The 15,363-nt window shown below is 57.8% G+C and carries 14 protein-coding genes; 10 read left to right on the top strand and 4 right to left on the bottom strand.

Going from position 1 to position 15,363, the window contains the following annotated elements; all coding sequences use genetic code 11:
- Window positions 1–94 precede the first annotated feature (94 nt).
- The 6 genes from ubiM (at window position 95) to fdxA (ending at window position 9,521) form a co-directional block, all read left to right on the top strand.
- Complete coding sequence (ubiM, locus tag B0E48_RS17200; protein WP_077439617.1) at window positions 95–1,330, top strand: 5-demethoxyubiquinol-8 5-hydroxylase UbiM; 1,236 nt, start codon at window positions 95–97, stop codon at window positions 1,328–1,330.
- Window positions 1,331–1,722: 392 nt separating this feature from the next.
- Window positions 1,723–3,048 (top strand): hypothetical protein, encoded by a 1,326-nt coding sequence (locus tag B0E48_RS17195; protein WP_077445404.1) that lies wholly within the window; start codon window positions 1,723–1,725, stop codon window positions 3,046–3,048.
- 609 nt (window positions 3,049–3,657) lie between these two features.
- The gene (locus tag B0E48_RS17190) at window positions 3,658–5,988 is read left to right on the top strand and encodes a cbb3-type cytochrome c oxidase subunit I (protein ID WP_077519327.1); all 2,331 of its coding nucleotides are present in this window, start codon (window positions 3,658–3,660) and stop codon (window positions 5,986–5,988) included.
- A 230-nt stretch (window positions 5,989–6,218) separates the two neighbouring features.
- Window positions 6,219–7,205 carry a lipoyl synthase gene (gene lipA, locus B0E48_RS17185; protein WP_077439614.1) on the top strand — a complete coding sequence of 329 codons (987 nt, stop codon included), beginning with the start codon at window positions 6,219–6,221 and terminating at the stop codon, window positions 7,203–7,205.
- 446 nt (window positions 7,206–7,651) lie between these two features.
- Entirely contained in the window at window positions 7,652–8,956 is a 1,305-nt protein-coding gene (locus tag B0E48_RS17180; RefSeq protein WP_254424017.1) for a divalent metal cation transporter, read from the top strand.
- A gap of 241 nt (window positions 8,957–9,197) precedes the next feature.
- Window positions 9,198–9,521 carry a ferredoxin FdxA gene (gene fdxA, locus B0E48_RS17175; protein ID WP_077439613.1) on the top strand — a complete coding sequence of 108 codons (324 nt, stop codon included), beginning with the start codon at window positions 9,198–9,200 and terminating at the stop codon, window positions 9,519–9,521.
- Between the two features lie 206 nt (window positions 9,522–9,727).
- Here the strand turns inward: fdxA and B0E48_RS17170 are convergent, their stop codons facing one another.
- The 4 genes from B0E48_RS17170 to tatA form a co-directional block, all read right to left on the bottom strand.
- A complete protein-coding gene (locus B0E48_RS17170; RefSeq protein WP_077439612.1) occupies window positions 9,728–9,994 on the bottom strand; it encodes a DUF2249 domain-containing protein in 267 nt (88 codons plus the stop codon).
- 86 nt (window positions 9,995–10,080) lie between these two features.
- Window positions 10,081–10,797 (bottom strand): twin-arginine translocase subunit TatC, encoded by a 717-nt coding sequence (gene tatC / locus B0E48_RS17165; RefSeq protein ID WP_254424016.1) that lies wholly within the window; start codon window positions 10,795–10,797, stop codon window positions 10,081–10,083.
- 41 nt (window positions 10,798–10,838) lie between these two features.
- Entirely contained in the window at window positions 10,839–11,423 is a 585-nt protein-coding gene (gene tatB, locus B0E48_RS17160) for a Sec-independent protein translocase protein TatB (protein ID WP_168170403.1), read from the bottom strand.
- 4 nt (window positions 11,424–11,427) lie between these two features.
- The gene (tatA, locus tag B0E48_RS17155; RefSeq protein ID WP_077439609.1) at window positions 11,428–11,661 is read right to left on the bottom strand and encodes a twin-arginine translocase TatA/TatE family subunit; all 234 of its coding nucleotides are present in this window, start codon (window positions 11,659–11,661) and stop codon (window positions 11,428–11,430) included.
- An 899-nt stretch (window positions 11,662–12,560) separates the two neighbouring features.
- Between tatA and B0E48_RS17145 the strand changes: the two genes are divergently transcribed.
- The 4 genes from B0E48_RS17145 to B0E48_RS17130 are packed head-to-tail and all read left to right on the top strand — an operon-like array spanning window position 12,561 to window position 15,336.
- Window positions 12,561–12,845: a DUF2249 domain-containing protein gene (locus B0E48_RS17145; protein WP_077439607.1), complete on the top strand. Its 285-nt coding sequence runs from the start codon at window positions 12,561–12,563 to the stop codon at window positions 12,843–12,845.
- Window positions 12,826–14,082, top strand: a complete 1,257-nt coding sequence (locus B0E48_RS17140; RefSeq protein WP_077439606.1) for a hypothetical protein — start codon at window positions 12,826–12,828, stop codon at window positions 14,080–14,082. The genes B0E48_RS17145 and B0E48_RS17140 overlap by 20 nt, the downstream gene beginning before the upstream one ends.
- Window positions 14,079–14,495: a putative zinc-binding protein gene (locus tag B0E48_RS17135; RefSeq protein ID WP_077439605.1), complete on the top strand. Its 417-nt coding sequence runs from the start codon at window positions 14,079–14,081 to the stop codon at window positions 14,493–14,495. The genes B0E48_RS17140 and B0E48_RS17135 overlap by 4 nt, the downstream gene beginning before the upstream one ends.
- Complete coding sequence (locus tag B0E48_RS17130; RefSeq protein WP_077519326.1) at window positions 14,476–15,336, top strand: chorismate mutase; 861 nt, start codon at window positions 14,476–14,478, stop codon at window positions 15,334–15,336. The genes B0E48_RS17135 and B0E48_RS17130 overlap by 20 nt, the downstream gene beginning before the upstream one ends.
- Window positions 15,337–15,363 lie beyond the last annotated feature (27 nt).

The following is a 15,363-nucleotide window of genomic DNA, read 5'->3' as shown; positions in this document are numbered from 1 at the left end:
CGTCACAGTAGCCAGGCAGGCTTGATTTACGTCAATGCCCATATGCATGCTGAAGCGTAACTTGACGGCATCACTGAGCAATTGAGAGACAGTCATGTCGTTTGATGTCGTGGTGGTGGGTGCGGGTCCTGTCGGGCTGTGCTTCGTACGCTCACTTGCTGGCAGCGGCTTGCGCATCGCGCTGGTCGAACGCCAGGACGAGGCATCCTTGAGGGCGCCACTGGACGACGGTCGCGAAATCGCAATTACCCATCATTCGCGGCGGCTATTGATTGAATTAGGTCTCTGGTCACGGCTGAGCGAGGAGGAGCTCAGCGCCTTACGTGACGCCAAGGTACTCAACGGGGATGATCACGACGGGTTGTTTTTCAGCCACGAAGAAGCGGGGAAATCGCTGATGGGCTGGCTGCTGCCCAACCATGCGATTCGTCGCGCAGCCTACGCCGCGGCGGCGGAGTTGCCTGAGGTGCGAATCGTAACTGGCGTGAGCGTAACCACAGTACGCAACGGCAGCGATGGCGCCGATGTCGTTCTCGACAATGGCGAAATCTTGCGAGCACAGCTAGTAGTGGCCGCCGACAGTCGATTTTCCAGCTTGCGTCGGGAGGCGGGCATCGCTGCCGGCATGCACGATTTCGGCAAGGTCATGCTGGTATGCAAAATGCGTCACGAGCGGGTGCATGATCAGACGGCGTGGGAGTGGTTTGCCTTCGGCCAGACTTTAGCGCTGCTACCATTGCATGATGCTCACACATCCTCCGTGGTAGTGACGCTACCACCACAGCAAATGCAAGCACTGCTTGCGCTGGATGATGCCGCACTGGGCGTCGAGATGGCCGCGCGATTCCAACAACGCATGGGCGCAATGAACGTGACCGGCCCGCGCTGCGCTTACCCACTGGTGGGCGTGTACGCTCGACACTTCGTCGCTGACCGTTTTGCAGTGATCGGCGATGCTGCGGTCGGAATGCACCCGGTCACGGCTCATGGCTTCAACTTCGGATTGCTCGGGCAAGAGACTCTGTCTCGGAAACTACGTGCGGCGAGAGCCGCCAGTGAGCCGATCTGGAACCCTCAGCTGCTGCAGAGCTACGAACGCGAGCACCGTCGTGCTACCCGCCCGCTGTATCTGGCGACGCAACTGCTGGCCAAGTTGTACACCGACGATCGCCGCCCGGCACGGGCGCTGCGCAAACTGGCGCTGGATGGTAGCGCATGCCTTGGGCCGTTCAAGCGCATGGTGATGAGCGGTCTGACCGGCGACCGCGACGGAAGTCAATCGCCTATGACTCGGATACGGAGTCTGCTACAGCGAATGCGACCGGCATAAGCTCAGACATTGCGAGGGCCCTTTCGACGCGCTGGTTTCTACGACATCGACGTCGATAAGTGGTAGCCGCTCGCCTTCCTGCTCAGCGCTCATTTGCGGGTACCGATCAGCTGAACTGAATTAGCTGGTTTGGTGCATGGCTGTTTCTTATACCGCTGATCATCGGAAGGCATATCGCTGTCGCAGACGATGCGTGGATAGCCGTACGTTGGAGAACCCGGTTTGCAGCCGCCTTCTAGTGCCGGGCTAGCGTGTCTGTGCCTGCCGATTGATGCCCTACGCAGGACACATTGTCACAGTTGATACCCAGATTGCCCGAACTTGACGCGAATCAGATCGCGTGCCACTGCGCGCTACGAAACTGCGCACACCCATCACGAGAGCCCATCATCATGCGCAACAAACTCGCCACCGCAACTATCGCAGCCCTTTTCTGCACACTCAGTTTCGGCGCGCACGCCGATACCCTCAGCGATCTGTTTACTCAAGGCACGGTGGACGGCCAACTTCGCGTATATGATTTCAATCGCGACTACGGCGTGCAGACCGCAGCGAAGCCGAATGCCCAGGCATTTTCCGCTGCGATCCTGCTCAACGCGAAGACTGCCTCGTTGTACGGTTTCAGTCTCGGCGCTTCGCTGGTGAGCGCCAATTCGTTCGAGACGCAATCGGACAACGTGAAAAAAATCGATAGCACGCTGATGGGTCCCGGCAACTCCCTCACCGCGCTGAGTCAGGCCTATCTGCAGTACCAGAACAGCTGGGTGCTGCTGAAAGGTGGCTATCAGTACATCGATACGCCGTGGCTGGGCAGTATGGATGGGCGAGTGATTCCTGCCTCGTATGACGCATTGACCGCTGACTTCAAGCCTCTCGCAGGCTGGGACATCGTTGCGCTGCGCACCTTCGGCTGGAAGAGCCGTACGTCGGACAATTATTTCGATGACAACCTCTACTACCCCACCACCTATCATGGCGACTCCCTGTACGCCGGTAACGCACCGCTGCCGGCCACGGCACCTTCGGCTCCTGGTACTTGGGCGTTGGGCTCCACCTACGTCAACGGTGGGCTGAAGGTACAGGGCTGGTACTACGACTTCATGGATTTCGCGCACATGGGTTATGCCGACGGCAGCTATGTGTTCAATACCGGCACCGGTTTCAATCCCGTTATCGGCGCTCAGCTGTTGACCGAAACAGGTGGATCGGACAACACGCTGGTGGATACCCAGGCCAAATTGCTGGGTGTAGCCGGCGATGACGTGAAGAGCCGTGCTTGGGGTGCCGATCTCGGCCTGGTCATACCGAACGGCCGCTTTGATGTGTACTACAACAAGCTGTCGCAGGAGGACGATGCCGTTGGCGATGGCGCCATCATCTCGCCGTATACAGTGGGTTGGTCCACCGATCCGCTCTACACCACCTCGATGATCCGCGGCCTGGGGGAAGCGGGTCCTGGGCACGCATGGAAGGCCAAGGCGGCGTATGATTTTTTTGGAAGCAAACTGCAACTGGTTGCCGCTTACGCCAAGTACACGACTGATCTCTTCGGCGACAGCCACGATACCTATTTCGACATCATCTACAACTTCGACGGCTACCTCAAAGGCCTCCAGCTGCGCGATCGGTGGGAACTCTCTTCCGGCGGTACGGGCAACCTGAATCCCGGCAATGGGTCGTTCACCTACAACCGCGTGATGCTCAGCTACAAGTTCTGATCATGACCGCCGCGGTGTCGAGAAAGATGGAAGACTTGCAATAACCACGCTCTGAAAGCGCCATGTGGTCGTAGCGGGCTGCGTCCATCGAGACGGCTCCGATCAACGGTTGTGACAAGAGAGTTCGGTCCAGGAAAGGAAAACGGCGGGTAATGCTCGCCGCTTTTCGTTCCCACCATTGCGTACTGCCCATGCAAAGGACTCGCTAAACCTTGACTGCACGCAATTCCGGGGAGCGCAACGATCGACACCGGCATATTCCCCTCGCCACGTGGTGTGACGAATTCAAGTCCGAATGCACTTAACTCAGCCTTCGCCTCGAACACTTAGCGCTATGCCTTGAATGGTCGCGTCACCTGCCCGGAATCGGGGTGATCAATCGACTGAAGAGGCTGCATTGCTCCGTGACCTCGATGCATAGCCATCGGCCACCCGAGACCCATTAAGGCGTTGGTCGACCTGTCAGTAACGGTGTACCTAGGCAAGCGCTGCGACATTTGCGGCGACGAGTCACGCAGTTTCGTTGCCATTCCTGATCCAGATCAGCTGGGCGCCAAGGCAAGTTGCATAGCATTTGCGTAGCCCCTTTCCGCAAACAGGAATGCATCGATGAGTACAACTAATCTCCCATATGGCCAAGCGGGTCCACAGGACCGTACCAGCAAGGTACTGATCTGGGTGCTGCTGTTCGTTACCGTTGCCTGCTTGCTGGGCATGGCCGCAGCGACCCGCAGCACGTATCAGCAGGCCGCTCCACTACCTCAGCAAATGGTTACCAGCGATGGTACGTCGGTCATGGACTATGCCGACATCGTTGGCGGCAAATCGGGCTTCCAGAAAGCCGACCTGATGGATTACGGCAGCCTGTATGGCATGGGCTCCGCCTTTGGCGAAGACTACACCGCCGAGTATCTGGTGCAGTTAGCGAAAGAAGTCCGGAACAACCTCGCCCTGACGCGTTATGGCAAGCCTTTCGATGCCGTCGACGCCGACGAGCAGGAGGGCATCACCCACGCCATGCGCAGGCAGTTGCAAGGCATCGACCTGAGCCAGCAGCAAGTCGTCCTTCCGGATGCTGTGGCCGCGGCGATTGGCACGCTGCATCCACGCATCGCCACGGCGCTGCTCACTGATGATTTCGCCAAAGGCTACACGGGTGCGCGCGCGCTGAACCCATCCAGCGCCGATCAGACCGCAAAGCTCCTACTCTATTCGTCGTTAACCACGGTCGCACGTCGTCCCGGCAAGGATTATTCATGGACTACCAACTGGCCGGCAGAACCGCTGGTCGGCAATGCCCCCACGTCAGCGACCTTCGTTTGGACGTGGGCATCCTTCACGATGGTGTTCTTCGCCATCGGCGCGGCGCTGGTGATCTTCCGTCTGTGGATCCAGCCAAAAGCCCCAAACGAAACCTTTGAACCGGTCCTGCACACTTTCATGGCACCCACGCCTAGCCAGAAGGCGCTATGGAAGTACTTCCTGGTCGTAGCAGGCGTTCTTCTGGTGCAAATCCTTGCCGGCTCGATCATGGCGCACTACTACACTGATCGCGCCAGCTTTTACGGGTTCAATGTTGGCAAATGGCTGCCGTTCGCATTCCTGCGCAGCGTGCATCTGCAAGCACCGATCATCTGGATCGGTGTGAGCTGGATTGGCGCCGGGCTGTTCCTGGCGCCGCTGATCGGCAAACGCGAGCCCAAGGGGCAGCGACTGCTCGTCAACCTGATCTTCTGGGTCTTGTTAACGATCGTGGCTGGCGCCCTGATCGGGGACTATCTGGGCATCATGGGGCTGCTAGACAAGAACTGGTTCTGGTTCGGCAACCAGGGTCTCTCATATCTGGAGTTGGGCCGCTTCTGGCAAATCCTGTTCTTCGTCGGCTTGGCCGTCTGGTGCATCGTATTGCTGCGCGCGTTCTGGCCTACCCTCAAATCGCTGTCTAGGCAGAGCGGTGGCTCGCTGTACGGCCTATTCCGTATCGAACACCTGCTGTGGATAAGCACGCTTACTGTTGCAGTGTTCTATGTGTTCGGCATGATTCCGCTGGGCTCACCCAATCCCTCGTTTTCGATCACCGACTTCTGGCGTTGGTGGGTGGTTCACCTCTGGGTGGAGCTCGCGTTTGAACTATTCACCGCCGCGGTTACCGGCTATTTCCTGATGGCGCTGGGCTTGGTGTCGCGTCAGATGGTCGAGCGTGCCGTACTGTTCGAGTGGGTCCTCATCGTGATCGGCGGTGTACTCGGTACCGGTCATCACCTGTATTGGGCTGGCGAGCCTGGACTCTGGGTCGGTGTCGGCAGCATGTTCTCCTTCATCGAGGTGCTGCCACTGGTCTTGTTGGTACTGGAGGCCATCGAGCAGCAACTTCACATCAAGCAGAAAAAGGACTTTCCGTACAAGCTCGCCTATCTCTACATCCTCGGCTCTTCGTTCTGGAACTTCGTTGGTGCCGGCGTGTTTGGAGGAGGCACGCTGAATGCACCACTGGTCAACTACTACGAGCACGGCACTTTCCTTACCCTCAATCATGCACACACATCCATGTTCGGCGCCTTCGGCCTGTTGGCGATCGGCCTGATCTACATGGTGCTGCGCTATCTCAACGGTGACCGGCCGTGGAGCGATCGAATCGGCGTGTGGGCGTTCTGGCTCTACAACATCGGCGTGGTGATGTGGATCGTGCTGAACTTCTACCCGATCGGCTGGCCACAGCTGGAAGCTGTCTACACCCACGGCTACGCTTACGCACGCAGCATGCAGTTCTACAACACGACTACCTTCTGGCAATGGATGCGCATGCCTGGTGACGTCGTATTCGCCATGGGCGCCGTGCTGATGGCTTGGGACTTCATGGCCAAATTGTGGGCGCAGCGTACTGCGGGAAAGCTAGCTGTCTTGCCATCAAGCGCGGGCAAAGCCATCAAGAATCATTGATGTAAGAGTGAATCGCCCACAAAAGAGGGCCCGCAATAGCGGGCCCTCTTTTGTGATGCGTCCATGGTGGATCACTCCATGTCGTTTTCGTCATTTGCTCATGACCACAGGATGGTGGTATCCAATATTCGGAAGAGTCATTTGTCGATCGCGGCTTGATATGCATCAGTGTTGACGAGGCGGGTAGAGGTGCAGACTGACTGCTCATCCACCGTGGCTCCATCCATCTCATGTCGAGCACTGAACCGGGCACACATATTCCCGATGGCAGCAAGTTTCTAAGTCCGCAAGGCACGCCCGCGGTCAAGGGCGGTATCAAACCGAACGCCGCCAGCGCGATGCCGGATGCCGATCGCAAACCGCCATGGCTACGCGTCAAACTGCCGGCTGGGGCACGCTACGAAGACGTGCGCCAGATCGTACACACAAACAAGTTGAACACCGTATGTGCGGAGTCGAAATGTCCGAACATAGCTGAATGCTGGGGCCGCGGCACTGCCACTCTGATGCTGATGGGATCTGTGTGCACGCGCGCTTGCAAGTTCTGCGCGGTCAGTACCGGCAATCCCCACGGCTGGCTCGATCCACTGGAGCCGATACATGTGGCCGAAGCTGTTGCGCTGATGAAACTCGAGTACGTCGTGCTGACTTCGGTAGACCGCGATGATCTTGCCGATGGTGGAGCTGCGCATTACGCCGCGTGCATACGGGCGATTCATGAGCACTCATCTCAGACGGCCGTCGAAGCGCTGACGCCAGATTTTGCCGGCAACCTTGGTGCAGTCGCTACTGTACTGGACGCAGGCCTCATCACCTACGCGCAAAACCTAGAGACGGTGGAGCGGTTGACCCATCCAGTGCGTGACCAACGCGCCGGCTATAACCAGACGCTGGGTGTACTGGCATTTGCCAAGCGTCATGCGCCGAATACTCTGACCAAGACCAGTTTGATGCTTGGATTGGGTGAAACAGACGCCGAGATCGAACGCACGCTGGACGATGTTCGAGACGCTCATGTCGATGTAGTCACGCTGGGCCAATACATGCGGCCAAGTCCACATCACTTGCCGGTGCAGCGTTTCGTCACACCAGAGCAGTTCCTCCAGTATCGCGAGTTGGCGCTGAGCAAGGGCTTTTTGGAGGCGGTTGCGGGGCCCTTGGTGCGCTCGAGCTATCGCGCCGAACGCGTGTTGGAGCACAACAATCTCGGCTTATGAAGCAGCATCTGCTGCCGGAGGCATGTCGGGTTTTCCCAGGAGTATCGACATGGACGTTCACCTTTTCCGGACGCCAAATCGAAGCTGACATGCCTGCGTCGCCAACTGCTTCTACAACCGCTCCAGGCAGTGGACCTCAGGAATAGATGTTCAGCTGAGGTAGGTAACGCCTTGGATCCACAGCGAATCCACGAGTCCCGGAATGGGCTGATTAGTCGATATCCAGAACAGCAAGTGATGAGCCGACGTCGACACTCGGCCGCTCTCGCGATGACCGACCGCACCATCGTCAACGCGCCACCATCCCTGCCCTTGCCTTCCCTCGCCATCACATTGATTAGCTCCACCCCCAACGGAAAGGAGTACACTGAAATTATAATGATTCTCATTTGTATTGAAGTGCGCTAGTCCGAATCGATATCACGACTCAATGGTACGAAACCATCGTGATCACCGACGTCTCTGCGCAGAACTTCCCTCTCGAAGAAGTCCCGTATATGTCAGCTACAGCCGTCGAAGCCCTGATTCGTCCGAAATCGCGCTGGACCCGCTTTGCCGTTGTGGCAGGTCCCGGCATTGTCGTGATGCTGGCGGATACCGACGCGGGGAGCATCATCACCGCCGCGCAAAGCGGTGCGGAATCTGGATATCGGTTGCTGCTGTTGCAGGCAGTCATGATCCCCATCCTGTTTGTAGTACAGGAACTCACGATCCGCCTGGGTATCTTCACCGGTCAGGGCCATGGCCACGCGATCAGGCAACACTTCGGGCCCATCTGGGCATGGATTTCAGTTTCAACACTGTTGCTTGCCTGTCTCGGTGCATTGATCACTGAATTGAGTGGCATCGCTGGTGTAGGAGCGCTCATAGGCATTCCGAACTGGCTCAGCATGACCATTGTGATCATCGGACTCACGTCGATGGCCTATAGCGGCTCGTACCTGTCGGTGGAACGCATTGCGCTAGCGGTCGGCCTGTTTGAATGTGTGTTTTTGTATGTCGCGTGGCAGGCAAAACCTGATATCACCGCAGCCCTCACGGAAGCGTTGAAGATGCCGCTCACCAATAGCCGATACCTCTACCTGATCGCCGCAAATATCGGCGCGGTGATCATGCCCTGGATGGTGTTCTACCAGCAGTCAGCAGTGGCCGAGAAGGGACTGGTTGCTGCCGACCTCCCCGCGGCGCGCTGGGATACAGCGATCGGATCAGTTGTCACTCAGCTCATCATGGCTGCCGTGCTAGTGGCAGTCGCTGCAACCATCGGGCGCGTTGACCCCGGACACTCTCTGGATACAGTTCAGAAGATTGTGCAGGCGATCACGCCCTTTCTCGGCGAACGGACAGGAACACTGTTATTTGCGCTAGGCATGATCGGCGCGGCGCTCGTCGCGACCATCGTCGTCACCCTTACGGCAGCGCGCACCCTCGGCGAAATCATGGGCTACAAACACTCGCTCGCCCAGCGCCCGCAAGAGGCTCGGTGGTTCTATGGCGTGTACACGGTGACCTTGGTCCTGGGAGGCCTTCTAGTGACCTCTGGCGTTGACCTGGTAAAACTCAGCGTTGGGGTACAGGTCATGAATGCGCTGCTGCTGCCTATCGTCCTCGGCTTCCTTTATACGTTGGCCCGACGGGCACTACCGGAACCATATCGCCTCAAGGGGGCTTATGCCGTTGTGGTGGGCATCATGATGGCGATGACCGCCGGACTTGGTCTATACGCAGGCATCATCGGGACGCTGACTTGAGTTCGATGGGTTTCCAGAGAGCCCTTACACACGTCTCAATGCTTGACTTCAATCAAGGCGCCTCTCAAGTCCACTTGGCAAACTGCACACCATGACCCATGGTTGCTCATGCTCGACGGCTCGGTGCGGTACTCATGGCGAGCCGGGGGTCTGTTCGTCTACATCACACCAGTTATCCCACAGCACATCACACGCATGATGCTATCCGACCAACGGGTTTCAGCCCGCGAGGACCAAATTCGTGACCCATGTTGTCACCGAGAATTGTATCAACTGCAAACATACCGATTGCGTTGAGGTGTGTCCGGTGGACTGCTTCCACGAGGGGCCCAATTTTCTGGTGATTGATCCCGACGAATGCATCGACTGCACCCTGTGTGTGGACGAATGCCCGGTTGGTGCGATCTTTCCTGAATTTGACATGCCTTCCGGACAGGGAGGCTTTCTCGCGATCAATGCTGAACTAGCACGCGAATGGCCGGTACTCACCAGCAAGATTGCTGCCATGGAGGATGCCGCCGAATGGGACGGCGTGCCGGACAAACTACCCCTACTCAAGCGCTGAACGGTCAAAAGAAAAGCGAACGGCTTTGCAGTCACTTGATATGGGCAACGACCTCGGCGAGCTAGCTAATAAAGTGTACGCGCGGAGAGCGCCCGCTCGATCCGTCAATAAGGAACACAGGCATTGTTGAATAGCAAAGATCCCAGACGAAGTAACCGCCTTTGGCTCCTAGCCGCAAAACGCCGATAGTTCGTGGGCCTGCCGCCTCACTCGATCGGCAGACCGGTAATGCCGAAATCAATCACCGTGATATCGGGATTACTTTGCCGATAGGTGACCGTCAAATTATCGCCAAGGCGCTCGCGCAATTGGGCGATGAGCGGGAGCGGATCGTGATCGTTCACGAAACGCATTGTTTCACCGGAACGTAAAACGCCGATAGCACCAAAGATCGCCGAGTGACGAAAACGGCGTGCAACACCGCGGGCATCAAAAGTATGAACGTTAGCATTCGTGGAGGCTTCGAAGGACATGATGTTGACACCCTACTGAGGAAAGTTACCTCAACATACGCCGCCGCCCGCTCGGTACCACTGATTTAGATCAAACGATCCATCGGTTACTTCAGCTGGCGCCTCTCCTCACGATTACGTACCAGTGCTGTCGAGACGAAAACGCCAATCTCGTACAACAGAATCATCGGAATGGCCAGCATGATCATCGACAACATGTCGGGTGGCGCCAGCACCGCAGCGACTACAAAAGTACCGACGAAGACGTAGCGCCGTACAGCTCGCAGCTTAGCGGGTGTCACGATGCCTAACGCTGCCAGCAGCACAACTGCGACGGGAACCTCGAAGCAAAGACCAAAGGCGAAAAACATGGTCAGCACAAAATCGAGGTACTTCCCAATATCTGTCATCATCGACACCCCTGTCGGAGTGCTCATGGTTAAGAAGTGGAATGCTGCGGGAAGAATCAGGAAATAGGCGAATGCGCAGCCCGCATAAAAGAGCAGTACAGCGGACGCCAACAGCGGCAGAGCGAGACGCTTCTCGTGACGGTATAACCCCGGACTGACGAAGGCCCACAGCTGATAAAGCACGGCTGGCATTGCCATGAACAGCGCGACGACAAATGCCAATTTAAGTGGGGTGAGAAACGCACTGGCCACCTCGATCGCAATCATGTGCGAACCATGTGGAAGACGTTCCATCAGTGGTTGTGCAAGCCAGTCGTACAAGTGCTTGGAAAACGGCAGAACAACCAACAGCACGAACAGCACGCTCAGGATCGCTTTCAGCAGCCGCCCACGCAGATCTAGCAAGTGAGCCATCAACCCATCCCTGCCCTTGGTTCCAATTGGCGATGCGGCGATCATCGGATCGTCGCCGGGACAGTGATAGCGCTATTGAGGGATTCGATGCGCATGGCCGCAGAACGGACGTCAGCCACGGCTGCACGTAGTTCATCGCAGGCGTCCACCGTTGTATTTCGAATACCGTCCGCGGCGAAGGCAAGTTCACGTAAGGCCTGCGCCAGCTCCGTCGGAGCCTCGCGATACTCCTTCGCCATGCCATCATCCTTAACCACCGGGGACATAACATTCTCGGTGGCAGCGAGTTTGGCCGTTGCCGCGCTCTGCCAGGCTTGTGACATATCGCTGGCCTCATTCCAAAAAACCGTGTTCGATGCACGAACATTTTCAACCGTCGACTGAATATCTTCGACGAGTGGTGTCACCGTCGCCTGGACACCGGTAGCCACATTGGCAATGTCATCCCTGATCGATTGCATTTCAAGCTCGCGCGTGACATCGGCCTGAACGTCGGCCCAGACGGAACGGGCACGCCGCGCCATCGCACCGACGGTGCGTGCAACTCCCGGCAGACGCTCGGGACCAAGCACGATCAACGCCAGCACGGCAATCAGAAGAAGCTCATTGAAGCCGATTCCAAACACAAGGCTACGACACGCGTTCGCGTTCGGCGTTCTTGACTTGCGCGGAGGTATCTACAGGAGGGTCGGCCTTTAGCTGCTCGGACGGGCCGGTTTCAACACCACCCTTCATACCTTTTTTGAAATCACGAATGGCCGCGCCAAGATCGCCGCCAGCATTGCGTAACTTTCCGGTGCCAAAGAACACCAGGACGATGACAAGCACCAACACCCAGTGCCAGATACTATCAAGACCAAACATAGATCACCTCACAACTTGCAGCGCTAAATGCGCGATGCGGTTGATTTCAATACTTCGACGAGACTGCGTTCACCCCGATGGGAGGTCCATCAATCCACTTTTTAGCAACATGACAGCGCGGTCTGTAACTTTATCCACGTGATATGGAACCCGCTACAGGCCGTTGACAGCTGCATCACTTTTCCCCTCGGTGGCGTTCGACGGATGATTCCAGTCAATACCCTCACTCTCCTGCAAAAAAAGTGCTCCAGTCGCAGTTCATTTCCCGGCCGTAGCACATAGGCAGGGAAATATCGCGTCGAATCAAACTTCAATGGTTTATCGCTGCTCTTCAAACAGGCCTCACTGCGAGGTCCGGATGATGCTTCGATATACATTCCGCATATCTCGCAAACGTCATCTTTCAAAATGGCCACGGGCCTCTGGGGTGGTAGGGATTGATGGTCCCCACAGCCGACGAGAAGGAAGACGAACGCGAGGCTCGTACATCTTGCAATAGCGGCCTTCACGTCGAACTTCACACTTCCCTGTGGCGAAAAATGGAAGGTCAACGCTTATCGTCGCCGAGAATCACGTGAACCTGCCAAGACAAGCCTTCCATGGCGCTCATGCTAGGCCTTGACGTAATCAATCATATTGACCTTTGTCAACTGGCACGCACCGGCACGAATGGCAAAGTGTCACAGGCGCCCAAGGCTCCTGGATCTCGCTGGGCCCAAATACGCAAATCGTCAGCCCCGATTGATACTACAAAGTTTCGCACTGAGCCGAATGGCGTGGTTAGGGAGTACTGGATAACGCTCTCTGACCGAAGGTCGAACGTCTCGTCGACACGACAATTGGATGTCGTTTGATCCAGATCAGCGCGTCAACGTGATACGTGTGCTGCAATACCGATTATGCATCACGTTAGCCGTCCCATTCAGCAGGTTGCCACTGACGTGAAGTGGCCTGAATACGACCTGAGAGGGCGTCCCTGCCCCGAACCGATGCAACGTGCACTCGAATTTTCCGACGCGTTGGAGCCGGGGGAGAGCGTGTGTGTACTCACCCCACTGTGGCCAACGCCACTGCTTGAAGTTCTGGACGCACGCGGCCTTCAGACCAGAGTGTACGCACTGGCTTCCGGTGGCATGCGTGTGTTGATTTCCCGACCCGATCACGATGGTACAGCTGGCGCTTGAGAAGGCACCGCCGACGGCGTTGCCGCGCCGTTTCCTGCTCAGCGTACCGCTGTGGGGAATGTTCGCAGGCATACTTCTAGTCGTCGACGGTGATGCACTTCTGCGCACGCGTTGGCTGCCGGAAACTCTAGCGCTGGTGCACGCATTTACTCTCGGTGTTCTCGGCAATGCGATGTTCGGCAGCGTGTTGCAATTCCTGCCGGCAGCGGCTGGCGTACACGTGCGTGGCAGTACATCGCTCGGGCCTTGGTTGCACGTACTGTTCAATCTCGGCCTAGCCCTGCTGATGACGGGACTGCTTGCTGGTTGGCGCCTCGGCCTTCTGGCTGCTGGCGTGCTGCTTCCGACAACATTCGTGCTGCTATGCGCGATGACTTTGCCGGGCACGCTCTCGGCTGTTGGCCAACGTCTTTTGCGGGCAGGTATTGGCGTATCACTGGTGTTTGCTTTGTCTACAGCATTGCTTGGCGGTTGCCTGGCACTGGGTCTTGGTGGCTGGTTGGAGATACCGCTAGCTGCGCTGGTCGACGTGCATGCAAGCTGGGGATTACTGGGGTGGACCGTACTGCTGATCGCCAGCGTGGCGCGCGTAGTGATGCCCATGTTCCAGGGAACTTCCGTGGTACCGGCGGCGGCACAAGCTGCATGGCTGATGAGCCTGCTGTTGGCGTTGCTCGCTGGGGCGTGGCTACGGCTGCTACGCGACGATGCCTCATGGCTACGCTTAGCACTAGCTATCCATGCACTGCTGTTTACTTGCTCTGCACTGTGGCTGCAATGGCGGGCGCCGCGGTCACGGCGAGGACCCTTGCTTTGGAGTTGGCAGGCCGGACTGGGCGCACTAGCGATTACCGCGCTTATCCTTCTCTGGGATACACGGAACGAATTATTGGCTGGCGCATTGGGGCTGTGTATCGCCCTGCCATTGCTGGTGAACGGTATGTTGCTGGAGATTGTGGCCTTTCTCGGCTGGATCGCCTTACACCGTCGTGTCAGTCGTGGCGTGCGGATACCCGGCATACAACGGCTTCTGCCTGAATTGGACAAGGCCCGTGTGCTGCTGGCGCAACTGCCGCAGGCATTTCTGCTACCAGCGGCTGTGTTGTGGCCACGCCTTTGGCTGGCGCGTTCAGCCGGGCTGGCGATGCTACTGGCATGGCTTTGCCTTTGGCTAACTCTTGATGGCGTGCGCCGACGCGCAAACCGCTTTCTGCTTAATATGGAGGATCATCCATGACTGGTAGGCCGCCGCTCGTCTATTCCTGCTCTGGCTGTTCCAGTGCGGCACAGATGGCCAATCACCTCGCACTGCAACTGGACCGCGCAGGCGTCGCGGAGATGTCGTGCATCGCCGGCGTTGGTGGCGGCGTGACTGGACTGGTCCGCACCGCACAAAGCGGGCGACGCATCCTCGCGCTCGACGGCTGCATACTAAAATGTGCCTCGGCCTGTCTGACCAACGCGGGCGTGGTGGCCGACACACATCTAGTTCTGTCCGACTATGGCGTAAAGAAACGCCAGCATGCCGATTTCGATGCCACCGAAGCACGACGCGTCTATCTGGACAAGGTGCTTCCGGCAGCACGAGCGCTGTTAGCGCTGCCAGCGGCCGCCACCGGGGAGACGGTCGATGTATCGACATCTTCCTGAGCATTTCGCCCTGTCGCGGGCGCGCGCCGTGATTGATCGTGTCGATGACGGCTTAATTCTTCTGCTGGCCGCACGCCGTCGGATGGTGCACGTGGTGGCGGCTCTCAAGCCACGTGCGGGAGTACCACTGCGCGATCCGGCGCGGGAGCGTCGGGTACGCGACCGTGCGCAGAAACTAGCAGCGCGACTCAATCTGCCATCGTCCACCGCAGAGGATCTACTGGACCTGGCCATCGGCGATGCTTGTCGCCAGCAAGGATTGATTGTTGACGTGGATCAGAGCGGTGCTCGCGACTCTGCTTCAATAATGGCGTCCACTATGCCTAGCCCCCCACATTTATCCTCCCTTGTTCCACGTCTGCTGCGCCTGTTGCCGCCACCACAGAGGATAGCTCCGCTGCTGCATGTCGCGCCATCGCGCTGGCAGCACACTTTACTCGAGGCAGGGATGGCGCATGTACTTGCCACTCCTTTGCGCGTGGGCGCACTCGACTTCATGCTTGGACGACGACTAGCCATCGAGGTGAGCGACCTGCGTATCCGCTGGGTGCTGGAGTTACGTGAAGGACGTTTGCGTGTGACCAATGACGCGCCAGAGGCCAGTGTGCGCGGTAGCGTCGCGGACTTGTTGTTACTGGCCTGCCGGCTGGAAGACGCCGACACGCTCTTCTTCCAACGCCGGCTGGTACTCACTGGCGACACGGAGCTTGGTCTTACGGCGCGCAATATGCTCGACCGGCTACCGTGGGAGGCGATACCGCTCGGCCTGCGCATTTTGCTGAACCGGAGCGCCCGCTTCACGCGCGCCGCCCGGGCGGCGCATCGACGTGAGGCAGCCTGACAGGTTGCTGCGGCACGTGTTTCTCCT

This window comes from Rhodanobacter sp. C03, assembly GCF_002001175.1.
Lineage (GTDB): Bacteria > Pseudomonadota > Gammaproteobacteria > Xanthomonadales > Rhodanobacteraceae > Rhodanobacter.
Note: the sequence above shows the minus strand (reverse complement) of the source record. Positions and strands in the feature narration are given on the sequence as shown.

Bases quoted from the DNA above. Each gene is read 5' to 3' on its own strand.
- ubiM (WP_077439617.1), top strand. From the start codon at position 95: ATGTCGTTTGATGTCGTGGTGGTGGGTGCGGGTCCTGTCGGGCTGTGC.
- B0E48_RS17195 (WP_077445404.1), top strand. From the start codon at position 1,723: ATGCGCAACAAACTCGCCACCGCAACTATCGCAGCCCTTTTCTGCACA.
- B0E48_RS17190 (WP_077519327.1), top strand. From the start codon at position 3,658: ATGAGTACAACTAATCTCCCATATGGCCAAGCGGGTCCACAGGACCGT.
- lipA (WP_077439614.1), top strand. From the start codon at position 6,219: ATGTCGAGCACTGAACCGGGCACACATATTCCCGATGGCAGCAAGTTT.
- B0E48_RS17170 (WP_077439612.1), bottom strand. From the start codon at position 9,994: ATGTCCTTCGAAGCCTCCACGAATGCTAACGTTCATACTTTTGATGCC.
- tatC (WP_254424016.1), bottom strand. From the start codon at position 10,797: ATGGCTCACTTGCTAGATCTGCGTGGGCGGCTGCTGAAAGCGATCCTG.
- tatA (WP_077439609.1), bottom strand. From the start codon at position 11,661: ATGTTTGGTCTTGATAGTATCTGGCACTGGGTGTTGGTGCTTGTCATC.
- B0E48_RS17145 (WP_077439607.1), top strand. From the start codon at position 12,561: ATGCATCACGTTAGCCGTCCCATTCAGCAGGTTGCCACTGACGTGAAG.
- B0E48_RS17140 (WP_077439606.1), top strand. From the start codon at position 12,826: ATGGTACAGCTGGCGCTTGAGAAGGCACCGCCGACGGCGTTGCCGCGC.
- B0E48_RS17135 (WP_077439605.1), top strand. From the start codon at position 14,079: ATGACTGGTAGGCCGCCGCTCGTCTATTCCTGCTCTGGCTGTTCCAGT.
- B0E48_RS17130 (WP_077519326.1), top strand. From the start codon at position 14,476: ATGTATCGACATCTTCCTGAGCATTTCGCCCTGTCGCGGGCGCGCGCC.